The 15253-nt window shown below is 68.7% G+C and carries 14 protein-coding genes and 1 pseudogene; 5 read left to right on the forward strand and 10 right to left on the reverse strand.

Annotated elements, in window-relative coordinates; all coding sequences use genetic code 11:
• Together ACIRR9_RS41440 and ACIRR9_RS41445 are read right to left on the reverse strand one after the other, a co-directional pair.
• A partial coding sequence (locus ACIRR9_RS41440) for a putative Ig domain-containing protein (protein ID WP_403763722.1) occupies positions 1-119 on the reverse strand: 119 nt, incomplete at its 3' end.
• Positions 120-126: 7 nt separating this feature from the next.
• On the reverse strand, positions 127-705 hold the full coding sequence (locus tag ACIRR9_RS41445) for a transposase family protein (protein WP_403763725.1): 579 nt from the start codon (positions 703-705) through the stop codon (positions 127-129).
• 480 nt (positions 706-1185) lie between these two features.
• Between ACIRR9_RS41445 and ACIRR9_RS41450 the strand changes: the two genes are divergently transcribed.
• The 4 genes from ACIRR9_RS41450 (at position 1186) to ACIRR9_RS41465 (ending at position 6964) form a co-directional block, all read left to right on the forward strand.
• Positions 1186-2970 (forward strand): peptide ABC transporter substrate-binding protein, encoded by a 1785-nt coding sequence (locus ACIRR9_RS41450; RefSeq protein WP_403763459.1) that lies wholly within the window; start codon positions 1186-1188, stop codon positions 2968-2970.
• 10 nt (positions 2971-2980) lie between these two features.
• Entirely contained in the window at positions 2981-3934 is a 954-nt protein-coding gene (locus tag ACIRR9_RS41455; RefSeq protein WP_403763462.1) for an ABC transporter permease, read from the forward strand.
• A gap of 61 nt (positions 3935-3995) precedes the next feature.
• Positions 3996-4862 carry an ABC transporter permease gene (locus tag ACIRR9_RS41460; protein ID WP_403763465.1) on the forward strand — a complete coding sequence of 289 codons (867 nt, stop codon included), beginning with the start codon at positions 3996-3998 and terminating at the stop codon, positions 4860-4862.
• Positions 4863-4894: 32 nt separating this feature from the next.
• Entirely contained in the window at positions 4895-6964 is a 2070-nt protein-coding gene (locus tag ACIRR9_RS41465; RefSeq protein WP_403763468.1) for a dipeptide ABC transporter ATP-binding protein, read from the forward strand.
• Between the two features lie 286 nt (positions 6965-7250).
• Here ACIRR9_RS41465 and ACIRR9_RS41470 read toward each other — a convergent pair.
• Positions 7251-7878 (reverse strand): annotated as a pseudogene (locus ACIRR9_RS41470) (RNA-guided endonuclease InsQ/TnpB family protein); the annotation flags it as partial.
• Positions 7879-7965: 87 nt separating this feature from the next.
• Positions 7966-8316 (reverse strand): hypothetical protein, encoded by a 351-nt coding sequence (locus ACIRR9_RS41475; protein ID WP_403763471.1) that lies wholly within the window; start codon positions 8314-8316, stop codon positions 7966-7968.
• A 337-nt stretch (positions 8317-8653) separates the two neighbouring features.
• Between ACIRR9_RS41475 and ACIRR9_RS41480 the strand changes: the two genes are divergently transcribed.
• Positions 8654-9298, forward strand: a complete 645-nt coding sequence (locus tag ACIRR9_RS41480) for a hypothetical protein (RefSeq protein ID WP_403763474.1) — start codon at positions 8654-8656, stop codon at positions 9296-9298.
• A 396-nt stretch (positions 9299-9694) separates the two neighbouring features.
• Here the strand turns inward: ACIRR9_RS41480 and ACIRR9_RS41485 are convergent, their stop codons facing one another.
• The 6 genes from ACIRR9_RS41485 to ACIRR9_RS41510 all read right to left on the reverse strand — a co-directional run bounded on the left by ACIRR9_RS41485 (position 9695) and on the right by ACIRR9_RS41510 (position 14625).
• The gene (locus ACIRR9_RS41485; RefSeq protein ID WP_403763477.1) at positions 9695-9880 is read right to left on the reverse strand and encodes a hypothetical protein; all 186 of its coding nucleotides are present in this window, start codon (positions 9878-9880) and stop codon (positions 9695-9697) included.
• Positions 9881-10090: 210 nt separating this feature from the next.
• Positions 10091-10321: a DUF397 domain-containing protein gene (locus tag ACIRR9_RS41490; protein WP_403763480.1), complete on the reverse strand. Its 231-nt coding sequence runs from the start codon at positions 10319-10321 to the stop codon at positions 10091-10093.
• 137 nt (positions 10322-10458) lie between these two features.
• Entirely contained in the window at positions 10459-10767 is a 309-nt protein-coding gene (locus tag ACIRR9_RS41495) for a hypothetical protein (protein WP_403763482.1), read from the reverse strand.
• 43 nt (positions 10768-10810) lie between these two features.
• Positions 10811-11383 (reverse strand): hypothetical protein, encoded by a 573-nt coding sequence (locus ACIRR9_RS41500; protein WP_403763484.1) that lies wholly within the window; start codon positions 11381-11383, stop codon positions 10811-10813.
• A complete protein-coding gene (locus tag ACIRR9_RS41505) occupies positions 11383-13854 on the reverse strand; it encodes a DnaB-like helicase C-terminal domain-containing protein (RefSeq protein WP_403763487.1) in 2472 nt (823 codons plus the stop codon). Before ACIRR9_RS41505 ends, ACIRR9_RS41500 begins: the two co-directional genes overlap by 1 nt.
• Before the next feature lie 576 nt (positions 13855-14430).
• On the reverse strand, positions 14431-14625 hold the full coding sequence (locus tag ACIRR9_RS41510) for a hypothetical protein (RefSeq protein WP_403763490.1): 195 nt from the start codon (positions 14623-14625) through the stop codon (positions 14431-14433).
• Positions 14626-15253: the final 628 nt, after the last annotated feature.

The raw sequence follows: 15253 nt of genomic DNA on the forward strand, positions 1-15253 counted from the left end.
GCGCCCGTGTCGTCGGTGACCGTGACGGTGACGTCGCTGGTCCCGAGCGTGGTCGGAGTGCCGGAGATCAGGCCCGTGTCACTGATCGTCAGCCCGTCCGGCAGTCCGGTCCCCCACACCCCATTTTCACGGCTGTGCCGACGTCCGGTATGCCGGATACAGAGACTCGTTGGTCTTGGAACCGACCTCGCGTTGGGCGGTGACCAGGCCGGTGCCGGTCATCGCGGCGAGCAGGTGCACTTGGGTGCCGTCGGTGCGGCGGGCACCACGGACCGTCTTGCCGTCCACGGCCAGTGAGCGGCGGGGCAGCTGGTTCGCGTCCTGGCCGACGGGCGTGGGGCCGGGGTCGCGGGCTGCGAGCCAAGCGCCGACTGCCGCATCGAGAGCGTCGCCGTCGGTGTGCTGCAGGACTCGGCGCAGGGTGGCTTCTGCCGGAGTGCTGGGGCCGGTGGGTTCGCGGTTCGGACCGCCGAGCGCGCTGAGCACGCTGGTCGGTGCGTCGGCCGCCCATTCAGCGATCGCGGTCAGCGATTTCGCGCCGGCCAGAACCGCGCACGCGGCGAGCGCAAGGATGAAGGAGAGGGGATGGCGACGGCCCTCGGCCCGGCGCGGATCAGGCACCGCCGCAAGGCAGTCCAGCAGATGCGGGTGTTCCCCGAGCCGAGGTGGGCGGGCGCCGGTGAGTTGGCTCAGGCCGGCAGGGATGCAACTGCGTGCCCGAACTCAAGGGTGGTCACCTCGGGAGACTCTCTTCGTTCCCAGGTTTCAGCAGGTTCGATCACCTCCGATCGGACACATGCTGACTCTCTGCCGACTTTTCTGATGTGTCGTCAGGTTCGTCCGAGGCGGCTCGTGAACGCCGTCAGCCCAGGGGTGCCGCCGTTCGTGTCGGTGCCCGGTGCCGTGGCGCGCTTCGCCGCGGCTGTCGCCGTTGTTGCCGAGGACGTCACCCCGCACGCGCCACCGACACCACTGGGTCGGCCGAGGTTATCGGATCGCATGTGAACAGGATGTTGCTCCGGGCATGGATCGCACCGGCCACGGGTAAGTCCCTCGCGATGTTGACATGATCATGCTGTTCATGTGGACCCGATTCGGGCGTTGCGTCACCGCAGCAGAGAGGCGAGGACACGCATGCGAGCCAAACGTCGACTGAAAGCGGCTGTGGGCGCGTTAGCCCTGGCGATGACTGCCGTCGCATGCAGCGGGGGCGGCAACGGGGCAATCGCCAACGGTGCGAGCGCCGCCCCCACGAAGGGCCCGGTGAAGCAGGGCGGGACGGTCACCGTCGCGGAGCTCGGCGCGATACCCGACTTCATCTTTCCGCTGCCTCCGGCAACGAACCAGAACGGCTACAACGCCAACCTCACCCAGGCCATGTGGCCGTACCTGGTGTACTCGGGTGACGGCGGGAAGTCGGTGGTGAACAAGAAGAAGAGCCTGTTCTCCTCCCTCGACTACGCCAACGGCAACAAGCGGCTCACCATCCACCTGAAGCACTGGAACTGGTCGGACGGCCGGCCGATCACCAGCCGGGACTTCACGTTCGTCTACAACCTGCTGAAGGCGAACTACTCCAACTGGAACGCGCATCTCGTCGGACTGTTCCCGGAGGACGTCGCGAAGGTGTCCACACCGGACGCCCACACGGTGGTGCTGGATCTCACCACGGCGTACAACGCGGACTTCTACACCGACGACGTCCTCAGCACCATTCCGCTGCTGCCTCAACACGCCTGGGACAAGACCTCCGCGACGGGCGCGGTCGGAGACCACGACACGACCACCGCGGGCGCGAAGGCGGTGTACGCCTACCTGCAGAAGGAAGGCGCGAAGACGACCGCCTTCGCCACGAACCCGCTGTGGAAGGTCGTCGACGGGCCATGGAAGCTGGCCGAGTTCCGCAGCAACGGCTACTACAGCTACGTACCCAACACCGCTTACTCCGGCTCCGCCAAGCCGATCCTCGGCAAAGTCGTCATGTCGCCCTTCACCACGGACACTCCCGAGATCAACGCCCTGCGTTCGGGCAGCTCCCTCGACGTCGCCTCGCTGCCGCTGAACGACATCAAGCAGGCCGAGGCCCTCAAGTCGAGCGGGTACTCGATCGCGAGCGTGCCCATCCCGGGTGTGGCCAGCATCATGCCCAACCTGCACAACTCCGCGGTCGGGCCGGTGCTCAGCCAGCTGTACGTGCGCCAGGCATTCGAGTACCTGATCAACCGCACGCAGATCGTCTCGAAGGTCTACAACGGCTACGCGGATCCCGGCAACGGACCGGTACCGGTCAAGGCCGCCGGGCCGTGGGTCTCGGCGCTGGAGAGATCCGGCGGGCCCTACCCCTATTCCCCCGCCAAGGCGAGGGCGCTGCTGCAGACGCACGGCTGGAAGGTGGTGCCGGGCGGGAGGACGACGTGTGAGAGGCCCGGAACCGGCGCTTCGCAGTGCGGAGCCGGCATCGCCGCGGGACAGGCACTGACGTTCAATCTCGTCTACTCCTCGGGCCGGGTCACCACGGACGAGCAGAACGCCGCCATCAAGTCCTCCGAGACCCAGGCGGGGATCACCGTCAACCTCAGGTCGGAGCCGTTCAACACGCTGATCAGCACGATCGGCACGTGCACGGCACGGTCCCATCCCTCGTCCACCTGCGGCTGGCAGCTGGCGGAGTTCGGCTACGACCCCTATCCGCTCTACCCCAACGGCACCGGGTTCTTTGACGCGGGCGGATACAACAACTACGGCGGTTACTCCGACGCCAGGATGGACCAACTGATCAAGGCAACCGAATACGGTTCCTCCTCCCAGGCGTTCACCACGTACGAGGACTACGCTGCCCGTCAACTGCCCTGGATGTGGCTGCCGTTGCGCGAAGGCCTGCTGGTCTACCGGACGAAGCTGCAAGGCGTCGTCCCGCTCAACCCCTTCTCCAGCGCCAACACCTTCGAAGACTGGGGCTACACCAAGTGACGGGCGTGTCGTGACTGGTTACCTCATCCGCCGGACCGGTCAGGCGATCGTGGTGGTGTTCGGAGTCATGGTCCTGACGTTCGTCCTGATCCATCTGGTGCCGGGCAGCGCCGCCCGGGCCACGCTCGGAACGCGGGCGACTGCCGAGCGGATCGCCGTCTTCAACGCTGCCAACGGCCTGGACCGGCCGTTGGCGGCGCAGTTCGTGACGTTCGTGAAGCAGGCCGCCCAAGGCGACTTCGGCACGTCGTACTCCCTCCACCAGCCGGTGTCCACGCTGATCGCGCAGCGGCTGCCGCGCGACGCTGTGCTGCTGGGGCTGTCCACCCTGCTCGCGCTCGCGGTCGCCCTGCCGCTGGGGATCTTCCAGGCGGTTCGGCGGGGCCGCGTCGCAGACCACGTCTTCACCGTCGTCTCCTTCGTGCTGTACTCGATGCCGGACTTCTTCTTCGCGCTGCTGCTGGTCGCGGTCTTCTCCGTACAGTTCCACCTACTGCCGCCCCAGGCCCCACAGGCCGAGTCCGTCGGCGGCATCCTGGCAGACCCGCGCGCCCTGGTCCTGCCGGTGGTCACCCTGACCCTGGTCAGCGTGGCCGGTTTCAGCCGTTACATGCGGTCCTCGGCCATCAACACCCTGGCGCAGGAGTACGTACAGGTCGCCCGCTCCAAGGGGCTGCCGGAACGGCTGGTCCTGCGCCGGCACGTCCTGCGCAACTCCCTGCTGCCGGTCATCACCGTCCTTGGGCTGGCCGCTCCGAGCATCGTCGCCGGCGCGGTGATCGCGGAGTCGGTGTTCAACTACCCGGGCATGGGACTGCTGTTCTACCAGGCCGCCACCAGCAAGGACTATCCCATCCTGCTCGGGTCGACCCTGGTGGTCGGTGTCGCCACTGTCATCGGCAGTCTGCTCGCGGACATCGCCTACAGCCTCCTCGACCCCCGGATCCGCTATGTCGACGCCTGAACCCGTGGACACGCCCGAATCGCCGGGCTCGTCCGACGCCGCACCCACGTCACTTGAACCCGTGTCTCCCCTCACCGTGCCGCGCGGCTCCGGGCGGCTGCTGGCGGCGGCGTTCGTGCGCAACCGACGGGCGCTGGTCGGACTGGGCATGGTCGCGGTGATCGCTGCGTTCTGCTTCGTCGGGCCGCTGCTGTACCGGACCGACCAGTCCACGGTCCAGCTCGGACTCACCGACCTCGCCCCCGGCGGCGGGCATCCGCTGGGCACGGACGCCTCCGGATACGACGTGCTGGGACGGCTGATGACGGGCGGGCAGTCGTCCCTCGAACTCGGCTTCGCGGTAGCCCTCGCCACGACCGTGATCGGAACGCTGTACGGTGCCGTGGCGGGCTATGCCGGCGGTATCGTCGACGCGGTCATGATGCGGGTCATCGACACGTTCCTGGCCGTCCCGGGCATCGTCCTGCTGCTGATCATGGTCAGCCTGTTCACACCCAGCCTCTGGCTGATCATCGTCCTGCTGTCGCTGCTGTCCTGGCTCGGAGCAGCGCGCCTCGTCAGGGGTGAGGTCCTCAACCTGCGGACCCGGGAATTCGTCCAGGCGGCACGGATGATGGGCGGCGCCGGCGGACGCATCGTGGTCCGCCATCTCGTGCCGAACGCCGTCGGCGTCATCATCGTCAGCGGTACCTTCACCGTCGCCGACTCGATCCTCACCCTTTCGGCATTGAGCTTCCTCGGGCTCGGGCTGCCCCCGCCGCATGCCGACTGGGGCGCCATGCTCTCCGCCGGCCTCAGCTCCCTGTACGACGGCTACTGGTGGCTGGTGTACCCGCCCGCGGCGATCCTGATCACCACCGTGGTGGCGTTCAACCTGATCGGCGACGCCGTCCATGATGCCCTGGACGTTCGCCTGCAACGCCCGTGACCGATGTAACGGCGGATGTGAGGACCAGCCGCATGCCATCCCTCCTCGAGGTCAGGAACCTCACCACGCACATCAGGACCCGTCGTGGCGTTGTGCGCGCCGTGGACGACGTGTCCTTCACCCTGGAAGCCGGTGAAACCCTCGGCCTGGTCGGCGAGTCAGGTTGCGGCAAGTCCATGACCGGCCTGTCCCTCATGGGTCTGCTGCCGCCCGGCGGTCGGCTGGTCGGCGGTTCCTCCGTCGTGCTGGACGGGCGAGAGCTGGTCGGACTGCCCGAACACGAACGGCGTCGGGTGCGCGGCAACGAGATCGCGATGGTCTTCCAGGACCCGATGACGGCCCTGGACCCCACCAAGACCATCGGCCACCAGGTCGCCGAGCCCGTTCTGCTGCACCGCGGCCGCACCCGCGCCCAGGCAGCCGAGCGGGCCGCCGAGGTCCTTGGCCTGGTCGGCCTGCCGCACCCCCGTGAGCGCCTGAAAGATTACCCCCACCAGTTGTCCGGCGGCATGCGCCAGCGGGTGCTCATCGCCATGGCCTTGGTCAACGAGCCCCGGGTGCTGATCGCCGACGAGCCCACCACCGCCCTGGACGTCACCATCCAGGCGCAGATCCTCAACCTGTTGGCCGACCTGCGCACCCGGCTCAGGATGGCGATGATCCTCATCACCCACGACATGGGCGTCACCGCAGGCCACGCCGACCGGATCAACGTCATGTACGCCGGCCGCATTGTCGAGAGCACCGGGACCGACGCGCTGTTTCGCGGCATGCGCCACCCGTACACCCAGCGCCTGCTGTCCTCCGTGCCACGGCTCGATCAGGACCCGGCCAGACGACTCCCCACCATCCCGGGCCTGCCCCCGGACCTCACGGCCCCGCCGGGCGGGTGCCGGTTCGCCGACCGCTGCTCGTACGCCACCGAGCGGTGCCGTGACGAGGAGCCGGAGCTCACCGGCCCGTACGGCCCCGAGGGCCACCGGTACGCCTGCTGGCATCCCACCGGCGGCCCCCTGCCACTGGCCGCCGGCGCTGCCGGACCCCGCCCCGCCGCGAGACCGGCGGCTGCTCCGACCCAGCCGCTGCTCGAAGCCCGCGACCTGGTCCGGCAGTTCCCGGTAGGTGGTAAACGGCTGCCCGGCCGCGGCAGGCGCGTCGTGCACGCCGTCTCCGGCGTCTCACTCGCGCTCGGTGCCGGCGAGACGTTCGGCCTGGTCGGCGAGTCGGGCTGCGGCAAGACCACACTCGGCCGTCTGCTGGTCGGCCTGGACCGACCGGACGCGGGCACGGTCACCCTGGACGGCACCGACCTCCGCCACCTGCGCGGCCGTGAGCTGCGCCGGCGCCGCCGCGACCTGCAGATGATGTTCCAGGACCCGTTCTCCTCCCTCGACCCCCGCATGCGGGTCGGCAGCATCCTGCGTGAACCCCTGCGGATCCAGGGCATCGGCACCGCCCGCCAGCAGAAGGCCCGCATCGCCGAGCTGCTCGCCGAGGTCGGCCTGCCCGAGCAGGGCCTGGAGCGGTACCCGCACGAGTTCTCCGGCGGCCAGCGCCAGCGCATCGGTCTCGCCCGCGCGCTCGCGCTCACTCCGAAGGTGATCGTCGCCGACGAGCCGGTATCAGCGCTCGACGTATCCGTACGGGCGCAGGTGCTCAACCTGATGAAGCGGCTACAGGCGTCGCACGGCCTGTCGTACCTCGTCATCTCGCACGACTTCGCGGTGGTCCGCTACCTCGCCGACCGGATCGGTGTGATGTACCTGGGCCGTATGGTCGAGGTCGGAAGCGCCGACGACATCCATCTGCGCGCTGCCCACCCCTACACCGCCGGCCTGCTCAAAGCCGTTCCGGTGCCGGACCCGGAAGTGGAACGGGCCAAGCGCGGCATCGGGATCAGCGGCGAACTGCCCAGCCCCGTCGCCCCGCCCTCGGGATGCCGCTTCCGCACCCGCTGCCCGCTGGCCCGAGAGCGGTGCGCGCGCGAAGAGCCCGCCTTGCGCCCCTTCGGCACCGGCCACACCGCGGCCTGCCACTTCCCCCTGCGCCCGGCACTCACCGACACCCCGGCAACCACGACGGACACACCGCCCAGTCGGTAGACCCCAGGCGGATCCCTCGTGGAACGGGTTCGCCGACACCAGGGGGCCCACGGTCTCGCGGGGTGTCCAACGGCACAACAGCGGTTGCAGGGAGAAGATCCTCGCCCCGGACTACACCGGCACCACGCTGCGCGAGAACCTGGGAGTCGAGCTGCCGGCCCGCGAAGCCGCACCTGTCTGCGTCTGACCCGGGCCGAGAGTCTGACTGGGTGTCGACGGCGTCCGGGACCGGCCAGGTCCCGGACGCGTATTGCAGGTTCTTGACATCCTCCCCCAGCTGAAGCAAGGGGATTCCTGGCTCAGGTGGCCTCCGGGAGCGGCGCTCCCAGAGGACTTCTGCCATCAGCACCAGCCGGGTTGAGACCAACCCGGACGAGCATCACGCGGGCGGAGTTCTTGTCCCTGGGGGACACGGCTCCGCACGCGGTGCACGCGTAGGTTCGTTCAGAGAGGGGAAGCGCGTGCTTGGTTCTCGCTCCGCACTCGGAACAGTCCATTGTGGTGTGGGCCGGGTGCACGAGGTGCACGATGCGGCCGTGTTTGCGGGCCGTCTCGGTCAGCGCGGTCCTGGTCGCCCCGATCGCGGCGTCGGCGGCCTTGCGGGCCATCGTCGACTTCGCGAGGAACTTCGGCTTGAAGTCCTCGACGGCGAGCTGGTCGAAGTCGCGCACGACCGTCTTGGCCCACTTGCGGGCGGTGTCCTGGCGCTGCCGGGCGACCTTCTTGTGGACCTTGGCCGCCGCGCGGGATGCTGTCCGGTAGCCCTTCGACGCGGCCGTGCCGCGCGCAGGTTTCCGCCTCGCCATCTGCTTCTGGTACCGGGCGAGTTTCTGTGCGGCCGTCTTCCCGTGCCGGGCATGCGGCAGGTCGTGGGCGTCGGAGGTGGTGGTGGCGGTCTCCTTGACACCCCAGGAGTAGGCGGCGGCGTCAAGCTGTGCGTTCGGCATGGCGTGAGTATCCAGGGCCGCACTGACACCGGATACCCAGGACCAACGCGAGGATCACTCCACCAACTTGGCAATTGCTGTGGTGCGGCGGTTGGAGCCGCAGGCCGCCAGACAGGTGTGGGCGCGCGGGGTGAGCCGGTGAAGATCAGATCCGCGAGGTCGCCAGCGCTGCCGAAACTGACAGCGGCACACGGTGATGACGGCGTCGTAGCCGACGATCAGCGTGGTCAGGGCCAGCGCGACGAGAGTGTCGCTGTGGTGCAGGTGGTGGGAGTCGAGGATGCGCAGCCACGCCTCCGTGCTGGTGATGCTGGCGCGGTACACGGTCACGTCCCACGGCCCGGTGGTGAACCCGCAGGTATCGGCGCGCGCGATCACGGTGTCCGAGGCGTCGGCCGTGGACATGTGCGGGACGGTGCCGTCGTAGACGAGCCGGATCCCATCCCGGGTGAGGTCTCGTTGCCGTGGGGCCTGAGACAGGAGGTCCTGCAGGTCCCGGATCTTCAGCTGAGCTTGACTCTGAAGCTTCCCGACTCTCCGCTGCCAACCACGTGCGCATCCAAGGACGTGAGGGGGCCGGAGAAAGGACGGTTGCCGTGCGGAACAATCTTCCCGTCCGTCCGTACTATTTCTACGCCAAGCCCTGCGCCATGGCACAGTCCGTGTCGTTGCACCGCGCACGGGGCCAGGCCCCGGCCGTCACAGACCCCCTGCGGCTGTGACACAAGGAAAGGCCAGCATCATGTCCAAGAACACGACCGCCTCCACGGAATTGACCTCGCAATACGCCGCCCAGGTAACCAGCGACCTCGAGCACAACCTCAAGGAACAGGATCGGGTCAGCGGGGAAATCACTGCACTGCAGCAGCAGTTGGCCACCTTGCAGCACGACCACACCGTGTTGGTGACCATGCAGAAGGCACTCGGCATCACTCCCCTACCTGTCGAGCCCGCGGCACCTGAGCAGGCCACCGTGCCGGCCCCCCGTAAGAAGGCCGCCTCGCGCACGAGCACCACCGCGCGGGACAAGAAGACCACCACTGCGCCCAGCCGCGAACGAGCCCGCAAGCCGGCCAAGAAGACCGGGGACGCGCCCTCAACAGCGGCAGAGCCCTCGCTGATCGAACTGGTCCGCCAACATCTCGCTGACCAGAGCGAACCACGCTCCACCGTCGAGATCACCGCCGCTCTCGACCAGGCCCACCCCGAACGTGGCGTCAAGAACACCGTCGTACGCACCACCGTCGAAAACCTCGTCGCCAAGGGCCAGGCCCAGCGCACCAAGCAGGGGCGCTCCGTGTACTACACCTCCCCCGACGCACCCCAGCCCACGCCATCCGCCCCCGCCGAGTCACAGCAGGAGGCACAACCCGCGCAAGTCCAGTAGCCTTTCAGGCCCCTCACCACGGCGCAACAGCACCCGCGCCCGAACCGCGCTCGGCTCGTGCTCCCGACCTGCTCTTGCTCCCCACCCTGTGACGTGGCTGCTGTCAGCAAGGCTGGTTGGCGTTATCGGTGCCGCTGGCCCCATCGAAATCGGTCCGGCACGCACCCGCGCACGTGTTCAGTTCCGGCTTGAAGCGGCCCCACACGAAGCCGTTGATCCTGTTCAGCGGTGGGTCCATCCCTGACTGGAAGCAGCTGCACCCGGTTTGCCCCTGGAGCCGGGGCAGGCCGGAAGGGGCCATCTGCATCGATAAGGCCAGCGGTCCTCGCAAGATCGAGGAGCCCCGGTTGCGGTTGGTGAAGGGGAGCGCTCCGTGAATCGAGGTGAACTCCGCGATCAGCTCCGCCTCGGCCTGGCCGGCGGGGGCTCGGCCACGGTGCGCCAGGCGACCAGGAGCGTGTCGGAGTCGGCAAGCTGCCAGATGTACACGCCGCCGCTGTGCCCGGCAATGCGCCCGTGGCCCTGGCGGCGGTAGGCGTTCAGCCGTTTGCTCAGCCCTTGACGGCCAGCGGCCTTGCCCACGTACACCACTGTGATGCCGGGCGCCCAGACGCTGTTCAGCGTGGTGGGGCCGTGAGCGTGCCGGATGGCGGCGGGATCCGGCCTGAAACGTGGGCTTCACCTGCACTGTTGCCCAGATCTACGACGATGACGAAGGCGGCCGACCCCACTAACGCTGGGGTCGGCCGCCGTCTTTCGGCTGCGGCCCTCTCGGGTACGGCCGCTGTCGGCTCAGGCCAGGTGGTCGAAGGCGCCGGCCTTCGCTCCAGCGAGGAGAGCCCCGATCTCCTCCCGCCTGTAGACGAGCGGCGTCTGCTCGGGCCGCTTCGAGTCCCGCATGGCGACCAGGCCGCCGATCACGCCGAACTCCACGCAGTTGTCGTTGCCCCCGCTGAACGGGCTCTTCTCCCAGGTGACGCCAGAGAAGTCCAGTTCGGCGGGATCGGGCTTGGTGGTGCTCACTCACAACTCCTTGAGCATTTTCTTGATACGGCTGCGGGTCTCGGGCGGGCTGAGGGCCCCCACTCTGTCGACGGGCGTGGGCACGGAACGCGGAGTCTCGCTCGGCGCGGGCGACGGTGTCTCAAGGGCGGCGGCTCTCACTCGGGCCTGGCGGACGGTGCGGTCGGCAATGCGGGGAGCCTGCCGCCGATCGCCTCGACCGCGCGAAGCCAGCCTTGGCGGACCTGGTCGCTGCTGCCGGGCGGGGCCTGCGTGTCCAGCTCGATAACTTCGCCATGAGCGCCTTGCACGGCGCCGGCCTGGATGGCCGCGATGAGGGTGTGTGCCTCAGCCGGGCTCGCGCCCGCAGCATCGAGAAGCTCGGTCACCCGCTGCTCGGCGTTCGCGGCCGTCTCTCCGTGCACGGCGATCAGCGGTAACTTCCGCTGTTCCGGGTGGTGGCCCATGATGTGAATTCCTCTGCTGCGGCGTGCTGTTCGACTGGTGCTACTACCTGAGTTCGACGGAGTACAAGGCGCCGGGGAATTCCCATCCGTCGGTGCCTTCGCCGATGTCCTCGACGATGACGTCGTCGATGAAGTGGTCCTCGAACTCGTCGTCGGTGAGTTCGCCGGCCACCCACGACCGTTCGATATCGTCCCAGCGGCCGTAGCGGCCGTCGATCCGCAGCGGCGCGGCGTCGCGGGTGCCGCGGTCGCGTTCGTCGTCGCCGGTCCTGACGGTGCCACTGATCTCGTACTGGCCCTGCTTGATGTGGTCGGGGAGCGGGTCGGCGGGGACGATCGCGGCGTTCTCGTACGCGGTGTGGATGATGTCGCGGTAGCTGCGGCGGATGTTGTACTCGGGGTCCGACAGCCAGTTGATCAGGGTCTGTGTCGTCACGCCGAGGCCGGCGTCCTCCAGTGCCTGATGGCCGCGGCGGGTGCCGGTCAGCTGGGAGAGCTGGGCGTGCCAGTGCCGGGCGGTGTAGGTGGACAGCCGGTGGCGTGGGGTGACCTGGGAGCGCAGGAGGTCGCCCAGTGCGGCGCCCAGGGAGTTGCCGCAGCCCGTGGGCCCTGCCATCAGTCGTCGCCTTCGAGGATGATCTCGCCGGAGTTGATGAACTTGCGCTTGACTTCACCGAAGCCGGTGCCGATCCGGTAGGTGGACGGCGGCTCCTCGGGCGGAGTCCAAAAGATGGCCTGGTCGACGTTGCGCAGCGCGACGAGCGTGTGGCCTTCGAGGACGGCCTTGAAGGCGACCGCCCAGTGCCGAACGGAGGCCTCGGCGACCATGCTCATGCGCCAGTCCGGGCGCCAGAACGGCGACTTCTGCTCGGGGCGCTTGGGCCATAGCAGGCGCAGCGCGATGGACAGCCGCGTCTTGTACGCCTTGTACGGGGCGCCGCCTGCGTCGACGAGCTCGGTGCGTACCTTCTGGGTCGCCTGGTAGAAGGGCTTGAAGAGGCTCTCGTTGGCCTTGCCGGTCCAGGAGTCGCGGATGGGTGGTGCGGCGCCGAGGTGGCCGTCCCGTACGAGCTTCTCGAGCTGCTTGATGTGCGGGGTGGTCACCCATACGCGGCCCTGCGCATCGGCGTCGTCGACGAGCCGCCCGAGCGGGTGCGGCATGTCGGTGCGCGTCCACGCGGGGATGTCGATGAGGTAGATGCCGGCCTGGCTCTTGTCGAACGCGTCCAGCGGGCCCGTGTGCAGCAGCTTGTTCGGGGCGAGCGGGACGGCCGAACACGCGGAGGGATAGGACCCGTTGCGGTCGATCAGGCACAGCACGCCCTCGCCGAAGGAGTCGGGTACGTCGATCTGGTCGCGGCGGACCCGCTTGCCGTTCTCTCTGATGTACGGGACGCGGGTGATGGTGATGTCCGGGTGGGCCCAGCGGGGCTCGCCGTCCATGTGCTCGCTGAACAGGGGCCACGGATCGTTGTCGCGGTCCTCGGTGCGGATGACGGGGATCGGGTGCATCTTCGAGCGGCCGACCGCGTCCTTGAGGATCCGCAGGGCGGGGAAGACGGCGTCCTTGGGCTCGTCGTCCTCGTCTCCGGGCTTCAGGATGTCCCGCTCGTCCTCCTCGTCGTCGGATTCGTCGGCCGGGCCGGGCCCATCCTGTCGGCCGGCGCCGCCTTCAGTGGTGATCTCCGCGTTCTGGTCGCTGGTTTCAGGCCGGAGTTCTCCGTCCTTCGTGAAGACCGCGCCGTCTGTCACCTCATTGGCCGGCTGGCAGAAGGCGCGAAGGGCTTCGGCCAGGCGGCGGCCCGGGCCGGTGTCCGGCAGGGAAACGGGCGCGGCTTCGTCGGTCAGGGCCGTCCTGAGTTCGGCCAACGTCTCATGGTCGTAGGCCAGCACGGCAGTGCGCAGCGCGTCCAGGGTGTGCGTGAGGGAGGCGGGCAGCCCCCGCTCGGCGCCCGAGGTGTAGGCAAGCGCGGCGTCCGCGAGTTCCACAGCCGCGCGATCGGGCCCTTGGTTACCGGGGATGTCAGTGAACCGGGCATGGAGAAGGTCGGGTTGAAGGTAGACGACACCGAGGGTCCCGAAGTCCCGCTCGGCGATGGTGACCTGGACCCGGGAAGGGTCATCGGTCGGTGTGAGTGTCATCAGGACATCGGCGTCCAGCAGGCCGAGCAGGCTGGGATCGCTGCTGTCCACGACGGCCAGGACCGGGACGTGGAGCGTGCGGGCCAGTGTCGCCAGGACCTGGGAGGCATCCGGCAGGCGGTCTCCGGACAGCGGCAGCCGGGGGCTGTGGGCGGCCTGGAGGCGGTCCACGACCACGAGGGCCAGGCCGTCGACGTACGGGGCGGTCTCCGCGATCGCCTCGGCCGTCAAGTTACTGCCTTCGTCGATCATCAGTGGCGCCTGCCGCAGCTGCTGGGCGACCTCCTGCTCGTGCGGAGTCAGCCGGCCCTGCTTCAGACGCGGGTACTCCCCACCGGTCTCGGCGGACAGGATCCGGCGGAAGATGTCGTCGGCGCTCGGTCCCGACGCGGCGTACAGCACACGGTGCCGGTCGACCAGGGCCGTGTGCCGTGTGGCAGCAAGTCCCAGCAGACTTCCTCCGACACTGGGGTCGGCGGCCACCAGGGTCAGCCGGCCGGCCTGGAGCCGTCCGGCCACGCTGTCCAGTGCGGGCAGCCCGAACGCCGGGCCGCTCGCTGGGGCGGAGTTCAGGGCGGTGCCGATGGCGTCGCCGAGCGTGGCGAGCCGGCGGGGCATGCTGTCGCGACTCGAAGGGCTCACGGCGCCTCCTGCGGTCACCGCACCGGCGGCCGCGGCCGGATCGGATGACGGAGCACGGGGAATCGGGCCGTCGGGCAGCAGGACCGCGACCGGCGTGGAGCCGCGCAGGAGCACCTGCGGCTGTCCCAGGGCCGCCCGGTTGACGAGGTCGCCGAATTCCTTCTGGGCGGCGCTGAGGGTGCAGGACGGGAAGTCCTCGGAGTTCCGGGCGGCGGGAAACCGGTTCAGCGGTGCCAGCACCACGCTCACTACGGTGCCCTTGTCGCGTTTCTGGATCCGCGTGGTCTGCCCGCTGGCGGCCAAGGCGTACAGATTGTTCCGGGCTGCCGTCGCACTCAGGGGTGCCTGTTCCGGTGTACTCACCCTCCCTGGACCTGCAACTCACTCAATTCTATCAGCCATTCACTCATGTACTCGATGGCAGTCACACGAATGATGTGCACTTTTCACTCTCTCTGATGGGAGGGCATTCTGTGTGGTGGCCCGCCGGTCTGCGCGGCCTATTCCGCAATGTCCAGGTCGTCGGGCTCGGCCCGGTCCATACAGGCCTCCGTATCGGCGTTTTCACTCGCTTCCGGGAGGACGTGTGCGCACAGGCAGAGCCGAAGCCACCGCGCGGAGTGCCAAAGCCTTGCCCTACTCTTTGCACACCGGCCACCTGGCCAGCAGAGGCCGCACACACCGGCAGCGCCCTTGGGGGGCAATCACCCTGCCTATCTGCACACTTCGGGCTGCCGTCGCGACGGCAGCCTTCTTCAGCTCCGTGATACTCACCGCTGGCCCTGCGGCCGCCGACACCAGCATGCCGATCGGCGCCGACAGCGTGCTCGACACCGTCGTCGAGGGGCGCCCACCAGACCTCTGCATCAGCAGCGGCAGCTACCGCCAGCCGACTCCGGTCAGGATGAGCAGCCACAGGCCGTAGCCATTGCGATCCTCGGTCGTCCCGAAGGGCGACCGCCAGCCGCGAGGGTGGCCGATGTTGGCCCGGTACTGGTTGATGTTGCGATCCTCGATTGCCCAGGAGGGCGACCGCCAGGAACCGGGGCTTCCGCCGGTTCCCTGCATCACCATGTCGCGATCCTCGGTCGTCCCGGAGGGTGACCGCTCAGTGCCGATCCCGGACAACGTCCTGCGGACGTAGACGCGTTGCGATCCTCGGTCGCTCCGAAGGGCAACCGCTGACCGCGATGACGTAGCCGCGCTCGCCGACGGTGATGGAGCTGCGATCCTCGGCCGCCCCGGCGGCTGCAACACGATGGGGCACGCCGCGCACATCTTCCGCATGAGGTTGTGATCCTCGGTCGCTTCGGAGGCAGCTGTCACGGTCTGAAGCTGTTTGAGCGCGTCCACTTCAATGTGGTTGTGATCCTCGGCCGCCCTGAGGGCGACCGTCACGCCAGGCAGCTCGACGCTGGCTCCCTCGGGCAGCCAGTAGTCGCGATCCTCGATCGCCTCAGAGGGCGCCGCCAGCGGGCCTCGGCCACGTGGGATCCTCGGTTGCCCCGGAAAGCGACCGCCGGCCGACGACGGCCCTCGTCGACTCGCCGACGTCGCGTTGTTGGGGCTGGCACGCGGCATAGCCCGACTTCACTGGATTTCTGCCTCGCCAACCGCAGCCTGCCGACGGCGGTGCGGGTACGAGTGGGCCCGTCGCGGCGGCGTACAGTTCCGGGCGTCCGGAGCCATCGCGAGTGGCTCC

Origin of the sequence: Streptomyces sp. NPDC101234 (assembly GCF_044767525.1) — a bacterium.
Taxonomy (GTDB): domain Bacteria; phylum Actinomycetota; class Actinomycetes; order Streptomycetales; family Streptomycetaceae; genus Streptomyces; species Streptomyces sasae.